Consider the following 3,266-nt stretch of genomic DNA (forward strand, 5'->3'; position numbering starts at 1 on the left):
GCGCCGATCGGCACGCCGATCATCGCCGCCGGCAACGGCACGGTCGAGAAGGTCGGCTGGGCCGGCGGCTACGGCAAGCAGATCATCATCCGCCATGCCAATGGCTATGAGACATCATACAATCACCAGAGCGCCTTTGCCAAAGGCATCGAACCGGGCGTGCACGTCCGCCAGGGCCAGACCATCGGCTTCCTCGGCCAGACCGGCCTCGCCACCGGCCCGCATCTTCACTACGAGCTGATCGTCAACGGCACCAAGGTTGATCCGATGCGTGTCCGCCTGCCGGTCGGCAAGGTGCTGAAGGGCGATGACCTCGTCGCCTTCAAGCGCGAGCGCGAGCGCATCGACGAACTGCTGAAGCAGGAAGACAGCGATTCGCTGAAGGTTGCGAGCGCCAAGATCGACGGTTGACCCGCTTCAGCCTTGCCGATCTTCGGCCTGTCGCGGCCATGGCAATCGCTCACCGGGAATGGTCGTCCAGGCGATGACAGCCGCAATCAGGCAAAGCAGCGCGGTCACCGAAGAAACCGCGGCAAAAGCGGCATCGCTGGCGGCGAGCCTCGCCGCATCGATGGCCGGCGCAAGCCCGGCTGGCGCCGGTTCACCAAATCCTGGGATGGCGGACGTTGCGCTCGCGTCCAGCGCATTCGCGTAAACCCATGCGGCAAGCGAGCCCATCGCCGCCACCGCGATCAGACCGCCGATGCGTGAGACGGCATTGTTGATGCCGGAGGCGGCCCCCGTGTCCTTGTCTTCCACCGCCGTCATGATCGCGGTCGACAAAGGCGACACGACCAGAGCCATGCCGAGCCCCATCAGCCCCATCAGCGGGAATATTCCGATCCAGAAATTGTGGATACCGGCGTAGGTGAGCAAGGCCAGCCCGGCAAACGCGAAAGCCACGACCAGGCTGCCGCAGGCGATCGGAAAACGGGGTCCGATCCGGTCCGACAGCTTGCCGACCGGTCCCGACAAAAGCGCGATCAATGCCGACAAGGGCAGGAAGATGAAGCCGACCTCGGCCGTGCTCAGATCCCAGCCGGCGATCAGCAGCATCGGCAGATAGAAAAGGTTGGCCGATAGCGCAAAATAGAGGAAGAATGTCGCCACATTGGCGCCGGCGAAAGCACCGACGCGAAACAGGTTGAGGTCGATCATCGGCTCGCGCTGCCGAAGCTCGAAAACGATGAAGACAGCCAGCAGTACGACGCCTGCGGCAATGCTCGGCCCTGCCATGAGGCCCTCGCCGCTGGCGCTCATCGATGTCAGCCCATAGGCAAGCGCGCCGAAGGCCAATGTCGCGAGCGCTGCACCACCGAGATCCAGGCTGCGTTTCTCCGTCGGCGTATCGGCAGGAACCTTGGCCAGCAGAAGCCAGATCGAGATCAAGCCCAGCGGCAGGTTGATGGCGAAGATCGCCCGCCAGATGCCGTCGCCGAAGGCCGACAGCACGAAACCGCCGAACACCGGGCCAAGTGCCGTGGTCAGCGCTGAAGCCGCCGCCCAGATCCCAATCGCGCGGCCGCGTTCTTTCTTCGGGTAGGCCTTGGCGATGATGGCGAGGCTGCCGGGCACCATGATTGCCGCACCGATGCCCTGCAACGCGCGAAATGCGATCAGCACAATGGCATTCGGCGCCAGCGCACAGGCCAGCGAAGCGACGATGAACAGCGCAATGCCGGCCACGAAGGCGCGGCGCAGACCGAATCGGTCGCCGGCGGCACCCCCGGCCAGGATCAGCGCCGACAGCGTCAATGCATAGGCATTGGAAATCCACTGCGCCTCGGCAAGGCTGGCGCCGAGGTTGACGCGAATCGCCGGTGTGGCGATGGCCAGGATCGAGCCGTCTATGAAGCCAAGCGCCGAGGCCAGAATTGCCGCGATCAGCACAAATCGCCGCTGCGACTGCGGACAAAACGTTCCATGCGTGACCGGGCTGGTCAGCGGGACCGCGGCAGCTTTGCTCGGTGAATGCATGAAACCTTGCTTAAACCCCTAGCGCATCGGCAACAACCGGCCAGTGGCTTGCAGTCATTGAAACCAGCCGTTTGGCCAGGGTTGCACCCTGTCAGGGTGCAAATGGCACAGTCATGCCAGCCCGGTTACGTGCAGCCGGCGGGGATCTCGATGAGGCGACCACTTGAGAGCTCGGCTTCATCCTGATCATGCAGCTGGTCTATGCCGCCGCACTTCCCAGTTCACTGCTGCGCAAGGTTATCGGCTGAAGGTCCGCCGACAAACTCCACCGTGACACCCGGCGAAACCAGCTTGGCCAACTCCCGCGCATCCCAGTTGGTCAGGCGTACGCAGCCATGGCTTTCGGTCTTGCCGATCTTCGACGGATCCGGCGTGCCGTGGATGCCATAGGTCGGCTTGTCCAGGGCGATCCAGACCGAGCCGACGGGACCGTTCGGGCCCGGCGGAATGGTCAGGACTTTGTCGTTCTGGCCCTGCTTGAAATTGATGCTGGGATTGTAGGTGTAGTTCGGATCGAGCGCGACGCGCGACACCGTGTGAATGCCGGACGGTGACGGCGTGTCCGATGAGCCGATGGTTGCGGGATAGGCCGCGACCAGTCTGCCGCCGGCATCATAGGCGAAAACCTCTTTCTTGTCCTTGTCGGCGACGATGCGGGCCACCGGCGTCGAAACCAGTTTGCCGAAATTGGCGACCTTGATGGTCGTGCCGGGACGATTGAAATCGAGGTCCGGGTTGAGCGCTTTGAGATAATTCTCGTCCATGTGGAAGCGCTCTGCGAGCGCCTCGGTCACCGACGTATAGCCCATGCGATCGAGTTGCGCCTTCTGGCTATAGTCTTCCGGGATCGACGCGACATAGGGACCGGCCGCATCCTCCGCTGTGATCGTGTAGTTGGCGAAGGCATCGCCGCCGGATTGCGCAAGTGCCGCCTGGATGGCGACCGCGTCGGTCGATCGCAGATTGGCGCCGGTGATCTGGTTGTAGGCAGCGAGCGCCTTGTCGACATTCGAACCGAAACGCCCGTCGATGACGCCAGGCGAAGCGCCACCCCGGTCTAGCAGCACCTGAAGGGCGGCGACATCCTGGCGCGCTCCCAGCGAAAGTGCCGGGGCAACAGTGGTCTTGCCCCCAGCCTTTGGCGGCAGTGCCGCCTGATCGGCTGACGTCGCCGGCGGGGCAGGGTCTATCGAGGCTTCGTTCAGCGGCTGGCGCTTGATGGTGCCCGGCTTCGCCGGCTGCGGCGCGTCGGGATAATTGTCATCGTAGCTGCCATCGTCCTGCGGTGC

3 protein-coding genes (1 of these 3 cut by a window edge) are annotated in these 3,266 nt (G+C 63.8%); 1 reads left to right on the forward strand and 2 read right to left on the reverse strand.

Annotated elements, in window-relative coordinates:
* On the forward strand, positions 1 to 411 hold the final stretch of the coding sequence (locus EN750_RS03260) for a M23 family metallopeptidase (RefSeq protein WP_189526024.1). 1,557 nt of this gene lie to the left of the window's left edge; only the last 411 of its 1,968 coding nucleotides appear in the window; the start codon falls outside the window, past its left edge; it ends in the stop codon at positions 409 to 411.
* A 6-nt stretch (positions 412 to 417) separates the two neighbouring features.
* On the opposite strand, the gene EN750_RS03265 is transcribed toward EN750_RS03260, so the two are convergent.
* Both EN750_RS03265 and EN750_RS03270 read right to left on the reverse strand, forming a co-directional pair.
* Positions 418 to 1,977: an MFS transporter gene (locus EN750_RS03265; protein ID WP_127395617.1), complete on the reverse strand. Its 1,560-nt coding sequence runs from the start codon at positions 1,975 to 1,977 to the stop codon at positions 418 to 420.
* Between the two features lie 221 nt (positions 1,978 to 2,198).
* Positions 2,199 to 3,266, reverse strand: a 1,068-nt coding sequence (locus EN750_RS03270; RefSeq protein ID WP_127395618.1) for a L,D-transpeptidase family protein, incomplete at its 5' end; no start/stop codon positions are given.

Origin of the sequence: Mesorhizobium sp. M7A.F.Ca.ET.027.03.2.1 (assembly GCF_003999175.1) — a bacterium.
Lineage (GTDB): Bacteria > Pseudomonadota > Alphaproteobacteria > Rhizobiales > Rhizobiaceae > Mesorhizobium.

Bases quoted from the DNA above. Each gene is read 5' to 3' on its own strand.
- EN750_RS03265 (WP_127395617.1), bottom strand. From the start codon at position 1,977: ATGCATTCACCGAGCAAAGCTGCCGCGGTCCCGCTGACCAGCCCGGTC.